Annotated in this window: 21 protein-coding genes; 8 read left to right on the top strand and 13 right to left on the bottom strand. The window is 67.6% G+C overall.

Going from position 1 to position 22019, the window contains the following annotated elements; all coding sequences use genetic code 11:
- Window positions 1–38: 38 nt before the first annotated feature.
- From trxA to QRN63_RS24410, 10 genes are all read right to left on the bottom strand, one after another.
- Window positions 39–404 carry a thioredoxin gene (gene trxA, locus QRN63_RS24365; RefSeq protein WP_267317351.1) on the bottom strand — a complete coding sequence of 122 codons (366 nt, stop codon included), beginning with the start codon at window positions 402–404 and terminating at the stop codon, window positions 39–41.
- A gap of 45 nt (window positions 405–449) precedes the next feature.
- A complete protein-coding gene (locus QRN63_RS24370) occupies window positions 450–1550 on the bottom strand; it encodes an NADH:flavin oxidoreductase (protein ID WP_285033512.1) in 1101 nt (366 codons plus the stop codon).
- Window positions 1551–1618: 68 nt separating this feature from the next.
- Window positions 1619–2305 carry a DUF8548 family protein gene (locus tag QRN63_RS24375; RefSeq protein ID WP_267317349.1) on the bottom strand — a complete coding sequence of 229 codons (687 nt, stop codon included), beginning with the start codon at window positions 2303–2305 and terminating at the stop codon, window positions 1619–1621.
- Between the two features lie 127 nt (window positions 2306–2432).
- On the bottom strand, window positions 2433–2807 hold the full coding sequence (locus QRN63_RS24380; RefSeq protein WP_285033513.1) for a metal-sulfur cluster assembly factor: 375 nt from the start codon (window positions 2805–2807) through the stop codon (window positions 2433–2435).
- On the bottom strand, window positions 2804–3292 hold the full coding sequence (gene sufU, locus QRN63_RS24385) for a Fe-S cluster assembly sulfur transfer protein SufU (RefSeq protein WP_285033514.1): 489 nt from the start codon (window positions 3290–3292) through the stop codon (window positions 2804–2806). The genes QRN63_RS24380 and sufU overlap by 4 nt, the downstream gene beginning before the upstream one ends.
- Entirely contained in the window at window positions 3289–4533 is a 1245-nt protein-coding gene (locus QRN63_RS24390) for a cysteine desulfurase (protein ID WP_285033515.1), read from the bottom strand. The genes sufU and QRN63_RS24390 overlap by 4 nt, the downstream gene beginning before the upstream one ends.
- Window positions 4534–4535: 2 nt before the next feature.
- Complete coding sequence (gene sufC, locus QRN63_RS24395) at window positions 4536–5303, bottom strand: Fe-S cluster assembly ATPase SufC (protein WP_267317345.1); 768 nt, start codon at window positions 5301–5303, stop codon at window positions 4536–4538.
- Window positions 5300–6481 (bottom strand): Fe-S cluster assembly protein SufD, encoded by a 1182-nt coding sequence (gene sufD / locus QRN63_RS24400; RefSeq protein WP_285033517.1) that lies wholly within the window; start codon window positions 6479–6481, stop codon window positions 5300–5302. The genes sufC and sufD overlap by 4 nt, the downstream gene beginning before the upstream one ends.
- Window positions 6481–7908: a Fe-S cluster assembly protein SufB gene (sufB, locus tag QRN63_RS24405; protein WP_267317343.1), complete on the bottom strand. Its 1428-nt coding sequence runs from the start codon at window positions 7906–7908 to the stop codon at window positions 6481–6483. The genes sufD and sufB overlap by 1 nt, the downstream gene beginning before the upstream one ends.
- On the bottom strand, window positions 7905–8654 hold the full coding sequence (locus tag QRN63_RS24410; protein ID WP_285033518.1) for a helix-turn-helix transcriptional regulator: 750 nt from the start codon (window positions 8652–8654) through the stop codon (window positions 7905–7907). The genes sufB and QRN63_RS24410 overlap by 4 nt, the downstream gene beginning before the upstream one ends.
- A gap of 97 nt (window positions 8655–8751) precedes the next feature.
- Between QRN63_RS24410 and mptB the strand changes: the two genes are divergently transcribed.
- From mptB to QRN63_RS24430, 4 genes are read left to right on the top strand one after another with little or no spacing between them, the layout of a single operon-like run.
- A complete protein-coding gene (gene mptB, locus QRN63_RS24415; RefSeq protein ID WP_285033519.1) occupies window positions 8752–10431 on the top strand; it encodes a polyprenol phosphomannose-dependent alpha 1,6 mannosyltransferase MptB in 1680 nt (559 codons plus the stop codon).
- Complete coding sequence (locus tag QRN63_RS24420; protein ID WP_285033520.1) at window positions 10428–11357, top strand: ABC transporter ATP-binding protein; 930 nt, start codon at window positions 10428–10430, stop codon at window positions 11355–11357. Before mptB ends, QRN63_RS24420 begins: the two co-directional genes overlap by 4 nt.
- The gene (locus QRN63_RS24425; protein WP_267317339.1) at window positions 11354–12136 is read left to right on the top strand and encodes an ABC transporter permease; all 783 of its coding nucleotides are present in this window, start codon (window positions 11354–11356) and stop codon (window positions 12134–12136) included. Before QRN63_RS24420 ends, QRN63_RS24425 begins: the two co-directional genes overlap by 4 nt.
- A 46-nt stretch (window positions 12137–12182) precedes the next feature.
- On the top strand, window positions 12183–13112 hold the full coding sequence (locus QRN63_RS24430) for a COX15/CtaA family protein (protein WP_285033522.1): 930 nt from the start codon (window positions 12183–12185) through the stop codon (window positions 13110–13112).
- Here QRN63_RS24430 and QRN63_RS24435 read toward each other — a convergent pair.
- A complete protein-coding gene (locus QRN63_RS24435; RefSeq protein WP_285033523.1) occupies window positions 13062–14000 on the bottom strand; it encodes an ATP-grasp domain-containing protein in 939 nt (312 codons plus the stop codon). The two genes, QRN63_RS24430 and QRN63_RS24435, sit on opposite strands and share 51 nt — an antisense overlap.
- 18 nt (window positions 14001–14018) lie before the next feature.
- On the opposite strand from QRN63_RS24435, the gene QRN63_RS24440 reads away from it, so the two are divergent.
- A complete protein-coding gene (locus QRN63_RS24440; RefSeq protein WP_285033524.1) occupies window positions 14019–14993 on the top strand; it encodes a quinone oxidoreductase family protein in 975 nt (324 codons plus the stop codon).
- Here QRN63_RS24440 and QRN63_RS24445 read toward each other — a convergent pair.
- Together QRN63_RS24445 and QRN63_RS24450 are read right to left on the bottom strand one after the other, a co-directional pair.
- The gene (locus QRN63_RS24445) at window positions 14990–15919 is read right to left on the bottom strand and encodes a DUF1214 domain-containing protein (protein ID WP_285033545.1); all 930 of its coding nucleotides are present in this window, start codon (window positions 15917–15919) and stop codon (window positions 14990–14992) included. The genes QRN63_RS24440 and QRN63_RS24445 overlap by 4 nt on opposite strands.
- Before the next feature lie 21 nt (window positions 15920–15940).
- Complete coding sequence (locus QRN63_RS24450) at window positions 15941–16957, bottom strand: heme o synthase (protein ID WP_267317335.1); 1017 nt, start codon at window positions 16955–16957, stop codon at window positions 15941–15943.
- A 228-nt stretch (window positions 16958–17185) separates the two neighbouring features.
- Between QRN63_RS24450 and tkt the strand changes: the two genes are divergently transcribed.
- Genes tkt through zwf form a run of 3 tightly spaced genes read left to right on the top strand, consistent with a single transcriptional unit; the run spans window position 17186 to window position 21973 of the window.
- Window positions 17186–19279, top strand: a complete 2094-nt coding sequence (gene tkt, locus QRN63_RS24455; RefSeq protein WP_285033525.1) for a transketolase — start codon at window positions 17186–17188, stop codon at window positions 19277–19279.
- A gap of 25 nt (window positions 19280–19304) precedes the next feature.
- Window positions 19305–20414, top strand: a complete 1110-nt coding sequence (tal, locus tag QRN63_RS24460; RefSeq protein ID WP_285033526.1) for a transaldolase — start codon at window positions 19305–19307, stop codon at window positions 20412–20414.
- Complete coding sequence (zwf, locus tag QRN63_RS24465; RefSeq protein ID WP_285033528.1) at window positions 20411–21973, top strand: glucose-6-phosphate dehydrogenase; 1563 nt, start codon at window positions 20411–20413, stop codon at window positions 21971–21973. Before tal ends, zwf begins: the two co-directional genes overlap by 4 nt.
- Window positions 21974–22019 lie beyond the last annotated feature (46 nt).

The raw sequence follows: 22019 nt of genomic DNA on the forward strand, positions 1-22019 counted from the left end.
TGCGCAAACTCACACCCGCCGGCAGTGCTCGGCCGGTGTCAGGCCTCGGTGGCGTCGCCCTTTTCGGCCATCGCGGCGTCGATGTCGAAGTCCTTGATCTGGCTGATGACCTCGTCGAGCTGGTTGGCCGCCAGCATGCCCGAGTGCCGGAATACCAGCTGGCCCTTCTTGAACGCCATCAGCGTCGGGATGGCCTGGATCTCGGCCGCGGAGGCCAGCGCCTGCTCGGCCTCGGTGTCGACCTTGGCGTGGAACACGTCGGGGTGCTTCTCGGACGATGCGGTGAACGTCGGAGCGAACGCCCGGCACGGCCCGCACCATGACGCCCAGAAGTCCACCAGCACGATGTCGTTGTCGCTGATGATGCCGTTGAATTCGGCGGCGGTGATGTCTTTGGTGCTCACGCTTCTCCCAACATTGCGGTGTACCTGCTTGTTCCCAGTATCTGGTCAGCTCAATCGTGCCAGTGCACTGGCCGCGTCGTAGCCATTGAACCCGTCCAGGGTGCCGCTGCGCAGGCGGTTCACCCAACCGGGGTCGGCGAGCAGAGCCCGGCCGATCGCGACCATGTCGAACTCACCGGCATCGAATTGCTCCACCAGCTGGTCCACCGGTCCCGGCTCGATGACCTGGCCGGGCTTCTCGGAGCGGAACGCGGTCTGCAGGCCCACCGAACCGACCGTGATGACGGGCGTCCCGGTGACCTTCTTGGTCCAGCCGGCCAGGGTCAGGGCCGGGTCGTCATCGGGGAACGCCGGCACATAGTGGCGGCGCGTCGAGGGATGCAGCGCGTCGACGCCGGCGTCGACCAGCGGCGCCAGCAGTTCCTGCAGCTCCATCGGGTCGTCGACCAGTGTCGCGTTGTAGTCGGTGCCCTTCCACTGCGAGAAGCGGTAGATGATCGGGTAGTCCGGGCCGACCGCGGCACGGACCGCCGCGACGACCTCGGCGGGGAACCGGGTGCGGTTCGAGGCCGTGCCCCCATATTCGTCGGTACGCAGATTCGTTCTGGTCCACAGGAATTGGTCGAGCAGGTAGCCGTGGGCGCCATGCAGTTCGACCGCGTCGAAGCCGACATCCTTGGCGTTGCGGGCCGCCTCGGCGAACCACCGGGCGACGGCAGGCAGCTCGTCAGCCGCCAAGGCGCGGCCGATCTGCTCGCCCAGTCCATTCACCCCGGACGGACTGACCGGGGCCACCCCGTCGCGGTCGCCACGCTCGGCGCCCTGATGCCACAGCTGGGCGGCGATGGTCGCGCCGTGCCGGTGCACCGCGCTGGTGACGTTGCGCCAGCCGTCGAGCGCCTCCGCGCCTACGAGCGTCGGGATGTCCTGCGACCCGGCTGCCGACGGGTCACCCAGCCGCACGCCTTCGGTGATGATCAGACCGACGCCGCCGGCCGCCCGACGGGCGTAGTACTCCGCCACATCGGGCCCCGGGACACCACCGGGCGACGCCTGCCTGGTCATGGGTGCCATCGCGAACCGGTTGGGCACGGTCAGGTTCCGCAGGGCCAGTGGGGCGAAGAGTCCAGATGCATCGACGGTCATGAGCCTATGCAACACCGTGACGGCGCAACCGATTCCGCCGGCGCCCGCCTGCCGGTCAGTTGTCGGCGTCACGCCGACGACGGCAACTCCCGCGTGCGGCGTGCCTCGAACCGCCAGATCGCCTGGTGCAGCGCATCTGCGTGCCAGCCTGCCGCGTCTGCGACGGCGGCGAGGAGCCCCGCGGTGTCGATCGCACCGCCGTGACCGATCTCGCGCGCCACGTATCCCGCCACCATCGGGTTTTCGCCCGGCAGCTCCGCCAGCATCAGCAGGAACCGCCAGGTGAAGCCGGACCGCTGACCGGGTACCGCGCACCACGCCCGCTTGGCTTTCTTCGCCAGCGCGGGGTCCGAGGCGATCCTCCGCAGGTCCTCGGTGGTGCTGATCCCCAGTGCGACAAAGGCTTGCGTCACCTCGGTCAGCGCGACCGAGCGCAGCGGTGCGTCTTTCCTCGTGGAGGTCGGCCGCCGATTGCCGATCTGGGCGGCCCACTGCTCGGCACCACCCAGCGCCGCGACATTCGCGAGCAGTTCGGGCGCACCGTCGGTGTCTGCATCACCGCCCTGCCCGGACCGATAACTGCGGTACCGCTCGATGATCTTGTCGACGGTGAGGTGCCGGGCGCCGGCGGCGTAGACGGCGTCAATGATGCAGAGCGCCAAAGAATTCGGATAGCCGACGGGTGTCGGCCACCCGGCCGGATCATCGAGATCGCGTTCGCACGCGGCCCGCAGTCGTTCGATGTCAGCGTTCATCGTGGTGCCTTCCTGTCGCAGCGGACCTGATTGGTCCTGTTGCGCTGGAAGCTAGAGAAGGCCACCGACAAGAACGCCGCGAATCGGCGTCAGAATCGCGAGTTATCCACAGGCGGGATAACCGGAACTAGACAGTGAAGCCCAGGGCCCGCAGCTGCTCGCGGCCGTCGTCGGTGATCTTGTCCGGGCCCCACGGCGGGTTCCACACCCAGTTGAGCTTGAGGTCGCTGACCAGTCCCGCGCCGACGAGAGCCGTCCGCGACTGGTCCTCGATGACATCGGTCAGCGGACAGGCCGCCGACGTCAGCGTCATGTCGAGCTTCACGACGGTGCCTTCGTCGCCTTCTTCGAGGCTCATGCCGTAGACGAGACCGAGATCGACGACGTTGATGCCGAGTTCGGGGTCGACGACGTCACGCATGGCCTCCTCGACGGCGTCGAGCAGCTCGGGGTCGTCGACCACGTTGGCCGCGGAGGTGGCTTCGGGTGTGCCTTCAGTCATCGCTTGTCCTCCGCATCGGTGCCGACAGCTGCCAGCACGGTGTCTTTGGCGCTCGCCTCGGCGAGCGCGGCCTTGAACGCAGTCCAGCCCAGCAGCGCGCATTTCACCCGTGCCGGGTACTTGGCGACACCGGCGAACGCGATGCCGTCACCCAACACATCTTCGTCCCCCTCGACGTTGCCGCGGGAGGAAATCATCTCGGTGAATGCGCCGACGGTCTTGAGCGCCTCGCCGACGCTCTGGCCGATCACCTGGTCGGTGAGCACCGACGTCGACGCCTGGCTGATCGAGCAGCCCTGGCCGTCGTACGAGATGTCGGCGATGGTCTCGCCGTCGTCGGACAGTGTCACCCGCAGCGTCACCTCGTCACCGCAGGTCGGGTTGACGTGGTGCACCTGCGCGCCGAACGGTTCGCGCAGCCCGCGGTGATGCGGGTGCTTGTAGTGGTCCAGGATCACTTCCTGGTACATCTGTTCCATTCTCATGCGAAAAACTCCACAGCGCGTTTGACGCCCGCGACCAACCGGTCCACTTCGTCGAGCGTGTTGTAGACCGCGAACGACGCCCGGGCCGTCGCGGCAATGCCGAACCGGCGGTGCAACGGAGCCGCGCAGTGGTGCCCGACCCGGACCGCGATGCCGTCATCGTCCAGAATCTGGCCCACGTCGTGCGCGTGGACGCCGTCCAGCACGAAGCTCACCGGCGAACCGCGGTGCTCGGTGGTGGTCGGCCCGATGATCCGCACCTGCGGTATCTGGGTCAGTCCATCCAGGGTGGCGGCCACCAGCTCGGCCTCGTGCGCCTCCACGGCAGCCATCCCGATCGCGTCGAGATACCGTGCGGCAGCGGCCAATCCGACGACCTGGGAGGTCATCGGGGTACCTGCCTCGAAGCGCTGCGGCGCCGGCGCGTAGGTCGCCGATTCCATGGTGACGGTCTCGATCATGGACCCGCCGGTGAGGAACGGAGGCAGCGCGTTCAGCAGTTCGCGACGCCCGTACAACACCCCGATCCCGGTGGGGCCCAACATCTTGTGGCCCGAGAAGGCCGCGAAGTCGACGTCGAGAGCGTGGAAGTCGATGGGCTGGTGCGGCACCGACTGGCAGGCATCCAGCACGGTCAGCGCACCGACAACTCGAGCCCGCCGGACGATCTCGGCGACCGGCGCGATGGCTCCCGTCACGTTCGAATGGTGGGTGAAGGCAACCACTTTCACCCGCTCATCCAGCTGCAGCGAATCCAGGTCGATGCGGCCGTCGTCGGTAACCGAGTACCAGCGCAGCTCGGCACCGGTCCGGCGGGCCAGCTCCTGCCACGGAATCAGGTTGGCGTGATGCTCGAGCTCGGTGGTGACGATGACGTCGCCCGGGCCGACCACACGGTCGAACCGGTTGTCCCCCACCGCATACGACACCAGATTCAGGGCCTCGGTGGCGTTCTTGGTGAAGACCAGTTCGTCGTCGTCGGCACCGACGAACGCCGCGATGTCGGCGCGGCCCTGTTCGTAGGCGTCGGTCGACTCCTCCATCAGCTGGTGCGCACCGCGATGCACCGCGCCGTTGGAGGTGGTCAGAAACTCGCGCTCGGCATCGAGAACCTGCAGCGGCTTCTGCGACGTGGCCCCGGAGTCCAGGTACGCCAACGTGTTTCCGCCGCGCATCACCCGACTCAGGATCGGGAAGTCGGCCCTGATCCGCGTCAGGTCGAGATCAACTGACGCGGTCATCGTCAGGCCCCGGCAGCCGCAGTCGTGTAGCGCTCGTAGCCATGCTCTTCGAGCTCGTCGGCCAACTCCGGACCACCGGACGCGACGATCCGGCCGTCGAAGAAGACGTGCACGAACTGCGGACGGATGTAGCGCAGGATGCGGGTGTAGTGCGTGATCAGCAGGACGCCGCCGTGCTCGGCCTCGGCGTACCGGTTGACGCCCTCGGACACCACGCGCAGTGCGTCGACGTCCAGGCCCGAGTCGGTCTCGTCGAGGATGGCGATCTTCGGCTTCAGCAGGCCCAGCTGCAGGATCTCGTGGCGCTTCTTCTCACCACCGGAGAAGCCTTCGTTGACGCTGCGCTCACCGAACGCCGGGTCGATGTCCAGCTCGGACATGGCGGTCTTGACCTCTTTGACCCAGTGGCGCAGCTTGGGAGCCTCGCCACGGACGGCGGTGGCCGCGGTGCGCAGGAAGTTCGACATCGAGACGCCGGGCACCTCGACGGGGTACTGCATGGCGAGGAAAAGCCCAGCACGGGCCCGTTCATCCACGCTCATCTCCAGCACGTCCGCACCGTCCAGGGTGATGGAGCCCGAGGTGACGGTGTACTTGGGGTGGCCGGCGATGGCGTACGACAGCGTCGACTTGCCAGAACCGTTGGGGCCCATGACCGCGTGGGTCTCGCCGGACTTCACGGTCAGGTTGACGCCCTTGAGGATCGGCACATCGGCGCCGTCCGGTGCGGTGACCGAGACGTGCAGGTCCTTGATTTCCAGTGTGGTCATGAGTTGGTGCGTCCTTCAGTCAGTTCAAGTTCGTGTTCGATGGCGGCGGTGAGGCGGTCGCGGACTTCCGGCACGGCGATCTTCTGGATGATCTCGCCGAAGAAGCCCCGGACCACCAGGCGACGGGCCTGGTCCTCGGGGATGCCGCGGGCCTGTAGGTAGAACAGCTGCTCGTCGTCGAAACGTCCGGTGGCACTGGCGTGTCCGGCGCCGACGATCTCGCCGGTCTCGATCTCCAGGTTGGGTACCGAGTCGGCGCGGGCACCGTCGGTGAGCACCAGGTTTCGGTTCACCTCGAAAGTGTCGGTGCCGGTGGCCGCGGCCCGGATCAGCACGTCGCCGATCCACACGGTGTGGGCGTCGGCCTTCTTCGACTCCGGATCCCCTTGCAGCGCACCCTTGTACAGCACATTGGAGCGGCAGTTGGGGACAGCGTGGTCGACCAGCAGGCGCGACTCGAAGTGCTGGCCCTCGTCGGCGAAGTACAGGCCCAGCATCTCGGCGTCGCCGCCGGGACCCAGGTAGCGGGTGCGCGAGGTCAGCCGCACGACGTCGCCGCCGAGGGTGACGGCGACGTGCCGCAGCACGGCGTCCTTGCCGAGCGTCGCGTGGTGGGTGCTGACGTTCACCGCATCGTCAGCCCAGTCGGCGATCGACACGACGGTCAGCCGCGCCGCGTCACCGACGACGAATTCGATGTTGTCGGCGTAGGTTCCGCTGCCGCTCTGATCGATGACCACGACGGCCTCGCCGAGCTCGGCGACCCGCAGCTGCAGGTGGCCGTAGGCGGTCTTGCCTGCACCGGGGCCGGCGATGGCGATCTCGATGGGCTCGGCGACCTGGACGTCGCGACCGACCGACACGATGGTCGCTTCGGCGAACGACGAATACGCCTGGGCGGCAACGCGGTCCGCGGGCACACCGCCCTGGCCCAGCCGCTCGTCATCGCGGCCGACGGTCTCGACCGTGACGCCGTCACGCTCGGAAACCTCTACGCGCGCAGCGCCGGTGGCCGCGGCCGAGCCGTCGTGCAGACCGTGCAGGCGCTTGAGCGGCGTGAACCGCCAGAGCTCGTCGCGGCCGCCCGGCACCTCGAAAGCGTTGACGTCGTAGGACGTGAACAGCTCACCCTTGTTGGCGACGATTCCTTCCGTCGCCTCAGTCAGATTCGAACTCACTAGCCGACAGCACCTTCCATCTGCAGCTCGATCAGCCGGTTCAGCTCGAGCGCGTATTCCATTGGCAGTTCCTTGGCGATGGGCTCGACGAAGCCGCGCACCACCATCGCCATGGCCTCGTCCTCGGTCAGACCGCGGCTCATCAGATAGAACATCTGATCCTCGCTGACCTTCGAGACCGTGGCCTCGTGACCCATCGTGACGTCGTCCTCACGGATGTCGACGTACGGGTAGGTGTCCGAGCGGCTGATGTTATCGACAAGCAGCGCATCGCATTTCACGCTCGAGCGGGAGCCGTGCGCACCCTTGTTGACCTGGATCAGACCGCGGTACGACGACCGGCCGCCACCACGGGCCACCGACTTCGACACGATGTTGCTCGACGTGTTCGGCGCCAGGTGCACCATCTTGGCGCCGGTGTCCTGATGCTGGCCTTCGCCTGCGAACGCCACCGAGAGCACCTCGCCCTTGGCGTGCTCTCCGGTCATCCAGACCGCCGGGTACTTCATGGTGACCTTGGATCCGATGTTGCCGTCGATCCACTCCATGGTCGCGCCGGCCTCGGCGCGGGCCCGCTTGGTGACCAGGTTGTAGACGTTGTTCGACCAGTTCTGGATGGTCGTATACCGAACGCGCGCACCGGGTTTCACCACGATCTCGACGACGGCCGAGTGCAGCGAGTCCGACTTGTAGATCGGCGCGGTACAACCTTCGACATAGTGCACGTAGGAGCCTTCGTCGGCGATGATCAGCGTCCGCTCGAACTGGCCCATGTTCTCGGTGTTGATCCGGAAGTAGGCCTGCAACGGGATGTCGACGTGCACGCCCGGCGGCACATAGATGAACGAGCCACCGGACCACACGGCCGAGTTCAGCGCGGAGAACTTGTTGTCACCGGCCGGGATCACCGTGCCGAAGTACTCTTTGAACAGCTCCGGGTGCTCACGCAGACCCGAGTCGGTGTCCAGGAAGATGACGCCCTGCGCCTCGAGGTCTTCGCGGATCTGGTGGTACACAACCTCGGACTCGTACTGCGCCGCGACACCGGACACCAGGCGCTGCTTCTCGGCCTCTGGGATGCCCAGGCGGTCATAGGTGTTCTTGATATCGGCCGGCAGGTCGTCCCAGGTAGCGGCCTGCTTCTCGGTGGACCGCACGAAGTACTTGATGTTGTCGAAGTCGATGCCGTCGAGGTCACTGCCCCACCGCGGCATGGGCTTCTTGTCGAAGATGTGCAGCGACTTCAGCCGGAAGTCGAGCATCCACTCCGGCTCGTTCTTCTTCGACGAGATGTCGCGGACGACAGCCTCGTTCAACCCGCGGGTCGCGGCGGCGCCTGCGGCATCACTGTCTGCCCAGCCGTAGCCGTACGTGCCCAGGGAGGCAATGGTCTCCTCCTGGGTCAACTGTTCCGGGGTGGTCGTCATTGCGACACTCCTTCTTCTTGGGTCGCGGGGTGGATCGAGTGGACTGCGTGTTCGGGGATGACGGGAACGTGCGTCGTACATGCGCAATCCCCGTTGACGATGGTGGCCAGGCGCTGGACGTGCGTCCCGAGCACCTCGGCGAACGCTTCGCGCTCGGCGTCGCACAACTCGGGGAACTCCTCGGCGACGTGCGAGACCGGGCAGTGGTGCTGGCAGATCTGCACCCCGCCGATCGGCCCCGTCACCGGGGTCGTCGTGGTGGCGTAACCGGCCTGGGTCAGCGCCGCGGCCACCTGATCCGCGGTATCGGTGATGTCGTCGGTGGCGGCGACGCCCGACAGGATCGAGTCGATACGACGACGGGCAAAGGTGCGGATGGCATCGTCGCCACCGATCTCGCGCAGCTGACGCATGGCGGCCGCGGCGAGGTCGTCGTAGGTGTGGCCGAGCTTGGCGCGCCCGGCGGCGGTCAGCCGGTAGCGCTTGGCGGGACGGCCGCGGCCGTTGTGCTGCCACGCGGCGGCGGCGCTGGATTCGGCGTCGCCGGCCTCGATGAGCGCGTCGAGATGACGCCGCACACCGGCGGCAGAGATGCCGAGCTGCTCACCGATCTGGGTCGCGGTCACGGCGCCTTCCAGCAGCAACTGCACGATCGCCGAGCGGGTGTGACCATCGGAAACAGCCGTCGCCGACGCCACCGCAGTCGCGGTGCCGACAGCTTCGGGAGCTCCGGACGGTAATTTCACAACACCATTGTGACGGAATTCGGAAACCGAATCTAGGAAGGTAACCCTTATCACCGAGTCGGCCGGTGCCGCACAGGCCTACGGCTAATCTGCTCTGATGCCCGACCGCCTTCAGCACCTGAGCACGGCCGTCGCGCATTGGCATGCCGACGAGCCGTCCGTCGGCTCCCCGCTCAACGCGTCCGAGGTCGCCTCACTGCGCCGGACCCGGCTGTTCGGAGCCACCGGCACGGTGCTGATGGCCATCGGCGCGCTCGGCGCCGGTGCTCGGCCCGTCGTGCAGGACCCGACGTTCGGGGTGCGCCTGCTGAACCTGCCGTCGCGCATCCAGACCGTCTCGCTGACCATGACCACCACCGGCGCCGTGATGATGGCGCTGGCCTGGCTGATGCTGGGCCGCTACACACTGGGTAAACGCCGGATGTCCCGCAGCCAGCTGGACCAGACGCTGCTGTTGTGGGCGCTGCCACTGCTGATCGCACCGCCGATGTACAGCAAGGACGTGTACTCCTATCTGGCACAGAGCCAGATCGCGAGCATCGGACTGGACCCCTACCGTGTCGGCCCGGCGACCGGCCTCGGCCTGGGCCACGTCTTCACCCTGACGGTGCCGAGCCTCTGGAGAGAAACACCGGCGCCTTACGGACCGCTGTTCCTGTGGATCGGGCGCGGCATCTCGGAGCTCACCGGCGACAACATCGTCGCCGGCGTGCTCTCCCACCGACTCGTCGTGCTGCTCGGTGTCGCGGCCACCGTGTGGGCGACACCACGCCTGGCCCGCCGCTGCGGTGTCGCCGAGGTCAGCGCGCTGTGGCTGGGGCCCTGTAATCCCCTGCTCTTCATGCATCTCATCGCGGGCATCCACAACGAAGCGCCGATGCTCGGCCTGATGCTCGCCGGCACCGAATTCGCCATGCGCGGCATCGATTCCGGCCGCCCGTTCATCCCGCGGCCCCTACATTGGCCGCGAGACCGCGACGACTGGTCGGCGTGGTGGCCGCTGGCGATGCTGCTCACCGGCACGGTGCTCATCGCCCTGTCGTCGCAGATCAAACTGCCTTCCCTGCTCGCGCTGGGTTTCGTCGCGATGGCCCTCGCGCGAAGACTGGGCGGGACGGTCAAGGCCTTCTTCCAGGCCTGTGTGCCGCTGGGCACCGTCGCGCTCGCGGTCATGGCACTCATCGGCTGGGCCAGCGGCCTGGGCTTCGGCTGGCTGTTCACCCTCGGCACCGCGAACGTGGTGCGGTCCTGGATGTCGCCGCCGACGCTGGTCGCGCTCGGCACCGGACAGGTCGGCATCCTGCTGGGCCTGGGCGACCACACCACCGCGGTCCTCGGGCTGACCCGCGGGATCGGCGTCTTCGTCATCGGCGTGCTGGTGAGCTGGCTGCTGCTGTCGGTGCTACGGGGCCGGCTCCACCCGCTCGGCGGCCTCGGCGTCGCCATGGGCGCCACGGTGCTGCTGTTCCCCGTCGTGCAGCCCTGGTACCTGCTCTGGGCGATCATCCCGCTGGCCTGCTGGGCCACCCGCCCGGGTTTCCGCGGCACCACCATCGTGGTGACGTTCGTCGTCGGCGTCTTCGGGCCGACGGCGAACGGCGACCGGTTCGCGCTGTTCCAGATTCTCGACGCGACCCTGGCCAGCACTGTCATCGTGCTGCTGTTGATCGCCCTGACGCGCAACCGCCTGCCGTGGCGCGGATTGCCGGAATCGGACAACGGTGACGCCCCTGGTAGCGCCACTGCCAGGACCGACGCTTACGCTGAATCCCCGTGAGTTCCGGTGAGACGCCCGTATTGCTGCGCGGTGTCAGCAAGCGCTACGGCGATATCCAGGCCGTGAACAACCTGGATCTGGAGGTGCAGCGCGCCGAGGTGCTGGCCCTGCTCGGACCCAACGGGGCCGGCAAGACCACCACCGTCGAGATGTGCGAAGGCTTCATCAAGCCCGACTCGGGCAGCATCTCGATCCTGGGTCTGGACCCGACGGCCGACAACGCCAAGCTGCGCGCCCGCATCGGCGTGATGCTGCAGGGCGGCGGCGGCTACCCCGCCGCGAAGGCCGGCGAGATGCTCAACCTGGTCGCGGCGTATTCGGCCAATCCGCTCGACCCGCAGTGGCTGATGGACACCCTCGGCCTGACCGAGGCCGCGCGCACCACCTACCGCCGGCTGTCCGGCGGGCAGCAGCAGCGCCTGGCGCTGGCCTGCGCCATCGTCGGACGCCCGGAGCTGGTCTTCCTCGACGAGCCCACCGCCGGGATGGACGCCCACGCCCGAATCGTGGTGTGGGAGTTGATCGAAGGCCTGCGCCGCGACGGTGTCACCGTCGTGCTGACCACGCATCAGCTGACCGAGGCCGAGGAACTGGCCGATCAGATCGTGATCATCGACCACGGCGCCGCGGTCGCCGCCGGTACACCCGCCGACCTGATGCGCGGTGGCGCCGAGAACCAGTTACGTTTCTCCGCCCCGCCCAAGCTCGATCTGTCGCTGCTGGTCTCCGCGCTGCCCGAGGGCTATCGCGCCAGCGAGGCCGGCAGCGGCGAATACCTGGTGGAGGGCCACATCGACCCGCAGGTGCTGGCGACCGTCACGGCGTGGGCCGCGCGTCTGAACGTGCTGGCCACCGACATGCGCGTCGAGCAGCGCAGCCTCGAGGACGTGTTCCTCGACCTGACCGGACGGGAGCTGCGGTCATGACGACCGAGACCAATCGGTTCGCCCCGGGGACATTTACCCCGGACCCGCGGCCCGCCGCGATCCCCGCGATGTTGGCGGCACAGTACGGCCTCGAGCTCAAACTGCTGCTGCGCAACGGCGAGCAGTTGCTGCTGACGATGTTCATCCCGATCACGCTGCTGGTCGGGCTCACGCTGCTGCCGATCGGCTCATTGGGCGACCACCGCCCGGGGACGTTCACGCCGCCGATCATGGCGCTGGCGGTGATCTCGACGGCGTTCACCGGCCAGGCCATCGCCGTGGCGTTCGACCGGCGCTACGGCGCGCTGAAACGCCTCGGCGCCACCGCGCTGCCGGTCTGGGGCATCATCGCCGGCAAGTCGCTGGCAGTGGTCACCACGGTGTTTCTGCAGTCAATCCTGTTGGGCGGCATCGGCATTGCGCTGGGTTGGCGGCCGAGCCCGCTGAGCCTGCTGCTCGGCGCGCTGGTCATCGCACTCGGCACCGCCTCGTTCGCGGCACTGGGCCTGCTGCTCGGCGGGACGCTGAAGGCCGAGATCGTCCTGGCCTTGGCGAACCTGCTGTGGTTCATCCTGGCCGGGCTCGGCGCGCTGACCATCGAACACCGGGTGGTTCCCGAGGCGCTGCGCTGGGTGGCCCGCCTGACGCCGTCCGGTGCGCTCACCGAAGCCCTGACGCAGGCGATGACGTTGTCGGTCGACTGGTTCGGTATCGCGGTGCTGGCCGCGTGGGGCGTGCTCGCCGGGCTGGCCGCGCTGCGCTGGTTCCGGTTCAGCTGACGGCCCCTACTACGGCACGTAGTTAGCGCTGCCCTACGATCAGACCGTGCTCGACAAGCTGCCTATTCCCTCGCTTCGGGTCCAGCGGCTCATCGCGTTCCTGGTCATCCTGACCCAGGGCGGCATCGCCGTCACCGGGGCCATCGTCCGCGTCACCGCGTCCGGACTGGGCTGCCCCACCTGGCCGCAGTGCTTCCCCGGCAGCTTCGTGCCGGTGCCCCACGCCGAAGTGCCGGTGGTGCACCAGGCCGTCGAGTTCACCAACCGGATGTTCACGTTCGGTGTGGTGCTGACGGCCGCCCTGGCGGTGCTCGCCGTCATCCGCGCCGGCCGCCGCCGCGAAGTCCAGATGTACGCCTGGCTGATGCCCGCTTCGACGGTCGTGCAGGCGATCATCGGTGGCATCACGGTCCGCACCGGACTGCTGTGGTGGACGGTCGCCGTCCACCTGCTGGTGTCGATGGTCATGGTCTGGCTGGCAGTGCTGCTCTACGTCAAGATCGGCGAACCTGATTCGGGCACCGACCAACTCGTGGTACCGCAGCCAATGCGCTGGTTCACCGTCCTGACCGCTGTCACCCTGTCCGCGGTGCTGATCACCGGGACCCTGGTGACCGGCGCCGGACCACACGCCGGCGACAAGAGCGCCCAGCAACCGGTCAAGCGCCTGCAGGTCGAGATCACCGATCTGGCGCACCTGCACTCGTCGCTGCTGGTGGCCTACCTGAGCTTCGTGATCGGCCTCGGTTTCGCCCTGCTCGCGGTGCGCGCCCCCAGGCCCGTGCTGCTGCGGCTGGCGGTGCTGGCCGGGCTGGTGCTCGCGCAGGGCGCGGTCGGCGCCGTCCAGTTCTACACCGGCGTTCCCGCGGTGCTCGTTGCCATCCATGTGGCAGGCGCCGGCGCCTGCACCGCGGCCACCGCGGCGCTATGGGCGTCGATGCGACAGCGGACCGAGGCCGAGCCGCTCCAGAGCTGACTCGACACCGACGGCGAATTGCCGTTGCGCCACAGCACGATCGGACTCGGCCAGTTGCCGCCAACCCAGGCTCGGTTCGACAAGTTCCAGCTCGAGCAACCGTGGGTTCCGGTGGTCACCGATGATGTCCACGCGGGCGTACAAGAGCTCTGTGGGCTCGATGGCCAGATGTGCGGCCGCCGCGGCCAGCGTCGCGTAGCCGACGTCCCACAGCTCGAAGTCCGGGGCGGCCGGTTGCAGCTGTTCCTCGGCGTAGGTGCCGGATTCGTGCATCTCCAGACTGCCGCCGGGCGGCGGCAACATCGGCCCCTTGACGAAGGCGTGCGACTGCTCGCCCGCCAGAAACACCAGCGCGGTCTCCCCCGCCTCGATGCGTTCGTCGTACGGCTGGATGAGCACGGTGCGGCCGTCGGCCTGTAGCGCGGCAGCATGCGCAGCGGCCGCGCCGGCATCGGTGAATCGTTGCGCGCCAACCGAACCCGCACCCACCGCGGGTTTGACCACGACCTGTCCGCTGGGCACCGTCACCGACTCCCCCGGCGCGAAGAAAGCACTGGGCACCGTCGGCACCCCGGCCGCCGTCAAATCCGCCAGGTAGCGCTTGTCGCTGTTCCACGCGACCACCTCGGGCGCGTTCAGCAGGTTGCGCACCTTCGTGGTCCAGGCCAGGAACTCGTCGTGGCGCTCGGTGTAGTCCCACGCGGCCCGCAGGATCACGAGATCGGCTTGCAGCGTCGCCGGGTCGTCCCATGCCAGCCAGTGCGCATGCAGGCCGCGGTCCCGCAACGCCTTGACCAACCCGTCGTCGTCGCCGTCGCCTTCGACGAGAGCCTGGCAACCAGCCAAAACGATGCGGGGATGACGGATATCGGGCCTCGCGAGTTTCACGTTGGAATGATAGGTGGCATGCATGCCATCGAAGTCGCCGAACTCGGCGGTCCGGAAGTCCTGTCCTACGTCGAACGCCCCGAGCCCACACCGGGACCAGGCGAGGTCCTGATCAAGGCCGAGGCCATCGGCGTCAACTTCATCGACACATACTTCCGCTCCGGGTTGTACCCGCGTCCGGTGCCCTACATCCCGGGCCAGGAGGTCTGCGGCACCATCACCGCCGTCGGCGACGGCGTTGCAGCGCTGGCCGTCGGCGACCGGGTGGTGACCGCTGCCGCGGACGGCACCTACTCCGAATACTGCGTCGCACCGGCCGATTACGTGGCCTATGTCCCGGACGGCGTGGACCCCGAGGTCGCCGCCGCCGCACTGCTCAAGGGCATGACGGCGCACTACCTGATCAAGTCCACGTACCCGGTGCAGCAGGGCGACACGGTGCTGCTGCACGCCGGAGCCGGCGGTGTCGGGCTGATCCTGACCCAATGGGCCACCAGCATGGCGGTGCGGGTCATCACCACCGTTTCCAACAGCGACAAGGCCGAATTATCCCGGCAGGCCGGCGCTATCGAGGTTCTGGACTACCCCGAGGATCCCGCTGAGTTCGGCGCCAGAATCCGTGAGCTCACCGACGGAAACGGAGTCGCCGCCGTGTACGACGGTGTCGGCGCCTCCACTTTCGAGGCCAGCCTGGCCAGCCTCGCGGTGCGCGGCACCCTGGCACTCTTCGGAGCCTCCAGCGGCCCCGTACCCCCGATTGACCCGCAGCGGCTCAACAGCGCCGGCTCCTTGTTCCTGACGCGGCCGACGCTTGCGCACTACACCCGCAACACCGACGAGTTCTCCTGGCGCGCAGGCGAACTGCTGCAAGCCATCTCGGACGGCACCATCACCGTGACGGTGAGTCAGCGCTATCCCCTGGCCGAAGCGGCCCGCGCGCACGCGGACCTGCAGGCCCGGCTGACCGTCGGCTCGGTGGTGCTGGTGCCTTAAACCGGCACTGCAGCCGGGAACGTCCAGGCGCCGTCGAGAATCTCGGGCCGCGGGCGGTAGAGCCGCACGGCGTAGTTCCAGCCCGGGGTGATCGGCAGCAGGTTGGCCGCGCCCGTGCCGCCGAACTGGATGGTCGTCGAACCGTCGGCGTCCGTGACCGCGGTGATGTTGTTCAGCGAGTAGGCGTTCTGGTCGTTGGCGGTGAAGTAGCCGTCCTTGTTGTAGACCGTCACCGACCAGAAGCCATCCACCGGAACGTCTTTGACGGTGAGCCGGTACACCGCGGCGCCGTCGTTCTGCGGCGGCACCACGGTCAGATACAGCGCGTCACGTTCAGGGTTGCCGCCCCAGGCATTGGCCGATCCGATCAGGTGCCGCACCGGCTCCGTGTCGGCCGCGGTGCCGAACATGCCCTTGGTGTCCGGCAATGTGGTGGCCAGGGTGATGAGTGCGTCGCGCACGGTCTTCTGGCTGACGGGGTCCCACTGCGGCGTTTCGAAACTGCCAAGGGCATCCTGAGCGACGGTGACGGCGTCCTGCAGGGCATGGACGGCAGCCAGGTCGGCGGCGTCGTTGGGGTCGACCAGCGTGCGGACCGCCACGGCCACGTAGCGGGTCCCCACCTCGTCACGCGTCAGAGTCACCGACGCCGGCGCGTAGACAACCTGGGTCGTGTAGTGGTCTTCGCTGATGATCTGCAGCGCCATGAATCGCCCACCGCTGTCCGGCAGCGTCACGGTCACCGGACCGGCGTCGAGATCGAAGACACCTGACGAGTAGAGGGTGTCGCGGTTCTGCCGGATGACCAACTGGTTGTCGATCGGGCTCAGTTCACGGGTGTGGTGCAGTGCCCCGAACCCACCGCCCTTGACGATGTTGCCGAAGTAGAGGTCGGATTCGGCGCGGGCGAAGTTGTCAGGGCTCACCAATTGGGTCATGGACCCAACCTAGCGACCGAACACCACCGGCAGCGCGAGCGCCGAGTCGACCGCGAGCGCGCAGAACAGCACGGCGAGGTAGTTGTTCGACTGCAGGAACAGGCGCAGCGGCTTCACCGGCTCGCCGCGCTTCACGCCCGAGTACAGCTGGTGTGCCATCACCAGGAACCAGGCGCCCGCGACCAGCGCCACCGCCGCGTACAGCCAGCCGGTGGCGAATGCCAGTGCCAGGGTCGTCAGCACGGTCGCCCAGGTGTAGATCAGGATCTGCCTGGTGACCTCGCGCTCGGTGGCGACGACGGGCAGCATCGGCACGCCGGCTGCCTCGTAGTCCTCCTTGTAGCGCATGGCCAGTGCCCAGGTGTGCGGCGGCGTCCAGAAGAAGATGATCAGGAACATCACCAGCGCGGGCCACTGGATGGTGCCCGTGACCGCCGACCACCCGATCATCACCGGCATGCAGCCGGCAGCGCCGCCCCACACCACGTTCTGCGAGGTGCGGCGCTTGAGCAGCAGCGTGTAGACGAAGACGTAGAAGGCGATGGTCGCCAGGGCCAGGAGCCCCGACAACAGATTCGAGCTGCGCCATAGCCACACGAACGACGTGACGGTCAGGATCAGGCCGAATATCAGCGCGTTGCGGGTCGGAACCGTGGCGCGGGCCAACGGCCGGCGGGCGGTGCGCTTCATCACCTTGTCGATATCGGCGTCGGCGACACAGTTCAGCGTGTTGGCGCCGGCCGCCGCGAGCAGACCACCGACCAGGGTGTTGAGGATCAGCAGCGGCTTGATCGGGCCTTGGCTGGCCACGACGTCGAAGCGGTGCGCAAGCAGCATGGCCGGGATGGTGGTCACCAGCAGCAGTTCGATGACGCGCGGCTTGGTTAGGGCGATGTAGGCCAGCAGCGTGTCCCGAACCCGGTTCGGCGACTTGGTCCCCGAAGCAGCGTCGTGCTCGTCAGACGCTGCAGCTCCGGGACCGAAACCGTGTGCCCCGTGGACGGAACGGCGCTCGCGAATGCTCACGCAGATATCTCCTCGGAAGTCACGGCCGCGCAGCCTCTACTACAGACGATGGTAGACCGCGCACCTGAGTGCTCCACACCGCAGGGTGCATTCAGGTGAACGGAAACCCAATCACGGACAGGCCAAAGGTGAAGCGGTCTGCACCACACCAGCAGCGCGCACTAGGGTAGTCATGCAGCTCGCTTGCGATTTGCCGAGCCCGAGACGTCCCTCAGTAGGAGTGCGCCCGTGACCACAGTCGAAGAAATTTCCGAACTCACCCGCCCGCGCCACCCGGACGACTGGACCGAGCTGGACTCGGCCGCCGTCGACACCGTACGAGTGCTTGCCGCGGACGCGGTTCAGAAGGTCGGAAACGGCCACCCCGGAACCGCCATGAGCCTGGCCCCGCTGGCCTACACCCTGTTCCAGCGGCAGATGCGCCACGACCCGTCCGACACCCACTGGATCGGGCGCGACCGCTTCGTCCTGTCCTGCGGACACTCCAGCCTGACGCTGTACCTGCAGCTGTACCTGGGCGGCTTCGGCCTCGAGCTGGCCGACATCGAGGCACTGCGAACGTGGGGCTCGCTGACCCCGGGCCACCCCGAGTACGGCCACACCAAGGGCGTCGAGATCACCACCGGCCCGTTGGGCCAGGGCCTGGCCTCCGCGGTCGGCATGGCGATGGCCTCCCGGTATGAGCGCGGGCTGTTCGATCCCGACGCCGCTGCCGGCGAGAGCCCGTTCGACCACTTCATCTACGTGATCGCCTCGGACGGTGACATCGAAGAGGGCGTGACCAGCGAGGCGTCGTCGCTCGCGGGTACCCAGCAGCTCGGCAACCTCATCGTGCTGTGGGACAACAACAAGATCTCCATCGAGCACGACACCAACATCGCGCTCTCCGAGGACACCTGCGCCCGCTACCGCGCCTACGGCTGGCACGTGCAGGAGGTCGACGGTGGCGAGAACGTCGTCGCGATCGAAGAGGCTCTGGCCGCCGCACGCGCGGTGACCGACCGCCCGTCGTTCATCTCGGTGCGCACCATCATCGGCTACCCGGCCCCCACCAAGATGAACACCGGCGGGGTGCACGGCTCGGCGCTGGGCGCCGACGAGGTCGCGGCCACCAAGAAGGTGCTGGGCTTCGACCCGGACAAGAGCTTCGAGGTGAAGCCCGAGGTCATCGACCACACCCGCGAGCTGATTGCCCGCGGCAAGAAGGCGCATGACGAGTGGCAGGTCGCGTTCGACGCCTGGGCCGCCAAGGAGCCCGAGCGCAAGAAGCTGCTGGACCGCCTGGAGGCCGGCACGCTGCCCGAGGGCTGGGACGCCGACCTGACGTACTGGGAGCCGGGCAGCAAGGCTGTCGCGACGCGTGCCGCGTTCGGCAAGGTGCTCAACGACGTCGCCGGTAAGCTGCCCGAATTGTGGGGTGGCTCAGCCGATCTCGCGGGCAGCAACAACACGACCATCAACGGCGTGAAGTCGTTCGGCCCGCCGTCGATCTCGACCGAGGACTACACCGCCGACTGGTACGGCCGCGTGCTGCACTTCGGCATCCGCGAACACGCCATGGGCTCGATCCTCAACGGCATCGTGCTGCACGGCCCGACGCGTCCGTTCGCGGGCACCTTCCTGCAGTTCGCCGACTACATGCGTCCGGCGGTGCGGTTGGCCGCGCTGATGAACATCGACCCGATCTACATCTGGACCCACGACTCGATCGGTCTGGGTGAGGACGGCCCGACGCACCAGCCGATCGAGCACCTGGCCGCGCTGCGCGCGATCCCGAACCTGTCGGTGGTTCGTCCCGCCGACCCGAACGAGACCGCCTACACGTGGCGCACCATCCTGGAGCGCACCCACGGCAACAACCCGACCGGTTTCATCCTCACCCGCCAGGGGGTACCTGTCCTCGAGGGCACCGACGCCGAGGGCGCGGCCCGCGGTGGCTACGTGCTAGGTGGCGGTAACCCGGCCGACGACGCCGACGTCATCATCATCGCGACCGGCTCCGAGGTGCAGCTTGCCGTCGAGGCACAGAAGCTGTTGGCGGACAAGGACATCGTCGCCTACGTGGTGTCGATGCCGTGTCTGGAATGGTTCGAGGCGCAGCCGAAGGAGTACCGCGACACCGTGCTGCCGCCCGACGTCTCGGCACGTGTTGCGGTCGAGGCCGGCATCGCGCAGCCTTGGCACAAGCTGGTCGGTGACACCGGCGAGATCGTCTCGATCGAGCACTTCGGCGCATCGGCTGATGACAAGACCCTGTTCCGGGAGTTCGGCTTCACCGCTGAGGCCGTCGTCGCCGCAGCAGAACGCTCGTTGGACAACTGACAACCGATTCAGAAAGAGCACACTCATGACTCAGAACCCGAACCTCGCGGCGCTGAGCGCCGCCGGTGTCTCCGTCTGGCTCGACGACCTGTCGCGGGAGCGGCTGCAGTCGGGCAACCTCACCGAGCTGATCAATACCCGCAGCGTCGTCGGCGTCACCACCAACCCGTCGATCTTCCAGGCTGCACTGTCGAAGGGCACGGCCTACGACGCGCAGGTGCACGAGCTGGCGTCCCGGGGCGCCGACGTGGACGCCACCATCCGCACCGTCACCACCGATGACGTCCGCAACGCGTGCGACGTGCTGGCCAAGGTGTACGAAGCCTCCGGCGGCGTCGACGGCCGGGTGTCCATCGAGGTCGACCCGCGGCTGGCGCACGACACCGACAAGACGATCCTGCAGGCCATCGAGCTGTGGAAGATCGTCGACCGGCCGAACCTGCTGATCAAGATTCCGGCGACGCTGGCGGGCCTGCCGGCGATCACCGCGGTGATCGCCGAGGGCATCTCGGTCAACGTCACCCTGATCTTCTCGGTGGAGCGGCACCGGGCCGTGATGGAGGCCTACCTGACGGGACTCGAAAAGGCCCGGGAAGCCGGCCACGACCTGTCGAAGATCCATTCTGTCGCTTCGTTCTTCGTGTCCCGCGTCGACACCGAGATCGACGCGCGGCTGGAAAAGATCGGTGGCTCTGCGCTGGGTCTGCGCGGCAAGGCCGGCGTCGCCAACGCCCGGCTGGCCTACGCGGCCTACGAGCAGGTCTTCGGCGGCCCGCAGTTCGCCAACCTCAAGGCCGAGGGTGCCCGCGTGCAGCGTCCGCTGTGGGCGTCGACCGGCGTGAAGAACCCGGACTACCCGGACACGCTCTATGTCACCGAGCTGGTCGCCCCCAACACGGTCAACACCATGCCGGAGAAGACCCTGGAGGCGGTCGCCGACCACGGTCAGATCACCGGAGACACCATCTCCGGCACGGCTGCCGCGGCGCAGGCCGTGTTCGACGAGCTGTCTGCCGTCGGCATCGACCTGGACGACGTGTTCGAGCTTCTCGAGGTCGAGGGCGTGGAGAAGTTCGAGAAGTCCTGGGGCGAACTGCTCGAAGCCACGCAGGGTCAACTCGACGCACTGAAATGAGCGACGGCAGCAGCGAGCGGCCGGCGGATTGGGTGAACCCCCTGCGGGACAAGCGCGACAAGCGCATGCCCCGCATCGCCGGCCCGTGTGCGGTGGTGATCTTCGGCGTCACGGGCGATCTGGCCCGCAAGAAGCTGATGCCGGCGATCTACGACCTCGCCAACCGGGGACTCCTGCCGCCCTCGTTCGCCTTGGTCGGCTTCGCGCGCAGGGACTGGGCCGACGAGGACTTCGGCAAGGTCGTGTACGACGCCGTCAAGCAGCACGCGCGGACGCCGTTCCGGCAGGAGGTCTGGGACCGCCTGGCCGAGGGCTTCCGGTTCGTGCAGGGCACGTTCGATGACGACGCCGCCTTCGAGCGCCTGCGCGACACGTTGCAAAAGCTCGACGAGGAACGCGGCACCGGCGGCAATCATGCGTTCTACCTGTCGATTCCGCCGAACGCGTTCCCGCAGGTGTGCGAGCAGCTGTCCACCTCCGGTCTGGCCAACAAGTCCGACGGATCGTGGAGCCGGGTGGTCATCGAGAAGCCGTTCGGTCACGACCTGGCCAGCGCGGAAGCGCTCAACGGGGTGGTCAACAGCGTCTTCCCGGAGTCGTCGGTGTTCCGCATCGACCACTACCTGGGCAAGGAAACCGTCCAGAACATCCTGGCGCTCCGGTTCGCCAACGAGTTGTTCGAGCCGGTGTGGAACGCCCACTACGTCGACAGCGTGCAGATCACCATGGCCGAGGACATCGGACTCGGTGGCCGCGGTGGTTACTACGACGGCGTGGGTGCCGCCCGCGACGTCATTCAGAACCACCTCCTGCAGCTCCTGGCGCTGACCGCGCTGGAGGAGCCCGTCAACTTCTCGCCGCACGAACTGCAGGCCGAGAAGATCAAGGTGCTGTCGGCAACGCACCTGGCCGAGCCATTGGACGAGACCACGGCACGCGGTCAGTACGCCGCAGGCTGGCAGGGTGGCGAGAAGGTACTCGGGCTGCTCGATGAGGAAGGCTTCTCGTCGACGTCGACCACGGAGACCTTCGCGGCGATCACCGTCGAGGTCGACACCCGGCGCTGGGCCGGCGTGCCGTTCTACCTGCGGACCGGAAAACGGTTGGGACGCAGGGTCACCGAGATCGCGTTGGTGTTCAAGCGGGCCCCGCACCTGCCGTTCGACGCGACGATGACCGACGAACTCGGACAGAACGCGCTGGTGATCCGGGTGCAACCCGACGAAGGAATCACTCTGCGGTTCGGTTCCAAGGTGCCGGGGCACCTCATGGAGGTCCGCGACGTCAGCATGGACTTCTCGTACGGTTCGGCGTTCGCCGAGGACTCCCCCGAAGCCTACGAACGACTGATCCTCGACGTCCTGCTCGGCGAACCGTCACTGTTCCCCGTCAACGCCGAAGTCGAATTGTCCTGGAAGATCCTGGATCCCGCGCTGGAACACTGGGCCGCGCAGGACAAGGCCGGTGGCCGGCCCGAGGCATACGAGTCCGGTACCTGGGGTCCGGAGTCGGCGTTCGAGATGCTGCGGCGCAGCGGCCGCGAATGGAGGCGACCGTGATTTGCGAAGGCGACGACGAGTGAGCATCGCAGCGAGGCACGAGCGA

Origin of the sequence: Mycolicibacterium sp. lyk4-40-TYG-92, from assembly GCF_030209435.1 — a bacterium.
Classification (GTDB): domain Bacteria; phylum Actinomycetota; class Actinomycetes; order Mycobacteriales; family Mycobacteriaceae; genus Mycobacterium.

What these genes read in the sequence shown, in the direction of transcription:
- QRN63_RS24370 (WP_285033512.1), bottom strand. Translation starts at nt 1,550, where the DNA reads ATGACCGTCGATGCATCTGGACTCTTCGCCCCACTGGCCCTGCGGAAC.
- QRN63_RS24375 (WP_267317349.1), bottom strand. Translation starts at nt 2,305, where the DNA reads ATGAACGCTGACATCGAACGACTGCGGGCCGCGTGCGAACGCGATCTC.
- QRN63_RS24380 (WP_285033513.1), bottom strand. Translation starts at nt 2,807, where the DNA reads ATGACTGAAGGCACACCCGAAGCCACCTCCGCGGCCAACGTGGTCGAC.
- sufU (WP_285033514.1), bottom strand. Translation starts at nt 3,292, where the DNA reads ATGAGAATGGAACAGATGTACCAGGAAGTGATCCTGGACCACTACAAG.
- QRN63_RS24390 (WP_285033515.1), bottom strand. Translation starts at nt 4,533, where the DNA reads ATGACCGCGTCAGTTGATCTCGACCTGACGCGGATCAGGGCCGACTTC.
- sufC (WP_267317345.1), bottom strand. Translation starts at nt 5,303, where the DNA reads ATGACCACACTGGAAATCAAGGACCTGCACGTCTCGGTCACCGCACCG.
- sufB (WP_267317343.1), bottom strand. Translation starts at nt 7,908, where the DNA reads ATGACGACCACCCCGGAACAGTTGACCCAGGAGGAGACCATTGCCTCC.
- mptB (WP_285033519.1), top strand. Translation starts at nt 8,752, where the DNA reads ATGCCCGACCGCCTTCAGCACCTGAGCACGGCCGTCGCGCATTGGCAT.
- QRN63_RS24425 (WP_267317339.1), top strand. Translation starts at nt 11,354, where the DNA reads ATGACGACCGAGACCAATCGGTTCGCCCCGGGGACATTTACCCCGGAC.
- QRN63_RS24440 (WP_285033524.1), top strand. Translation starts at nt 14,019, where the DNA reads ATGCATGCCATCGAAGTCGCCGAACTCGGCGGTCCGGAAGTCCTGTCC.
- tal (WP_285033526.1), top strand. Translation starts at nt 19,305, where the DNA reads ATGACTCAGAACCCGAACCTCGCGGCGCTGAGCGCCGCCGGTGTCTCC.
- zwf (WP_285033528.1), top strand. Translation starts at nt 20,411, where the DNA reads ATGAGCGACGGCAGCAGCGAGCGGCCGGCGGATTGGGTGAACCCCCTG.